Consider the following 273-nt stretch of genomic DNA (forward strand, 5'->3'; position numbering starts at 1 on the left):
TTTGAAGCGTAGCCTATCGTGGTTTCTACTTCGTTTATTACAGTTTGTGTGGCTTCCCTTTTATATTCACGATAAGGAATATTAATGGTACATTCTATTTTTCGTTCCCTAATTCCTATCTCTGTATGATGGGTGTAATTTTTAGGATCAATATAACCGGGACTCACATTGAGCCATACCTTTTTATCAATACGCTCTAAAAAAGAATTTTGAAACTGTTTTTCATCTATTTGAGGCTCCTGGATGACCAACTTTTCAATCATCTTGGTCTTC

1 protein-coding gene is annotated in these 273 nt (G+C 35.2%); it reads right to left on the bottom strand.

The features are described 5' to 3' along the window. Positions 1–273, bottom strand: a 273-nt coding sequence (locus tag SB679_RS24225) for a hypothetical protein (RefSeq protein ID WP_410704798.1), incomplete at both ends; no start/stop codon positions are given.

The organism is Chryseobacterium sp. SIMBA_029 (assembly GCF_046535275.1).
Lineage (GTDB): Bacteria > Bacteroidota > Bacteroidia > Flavobacteriales > Weeksellaceae > Chryseobacterium.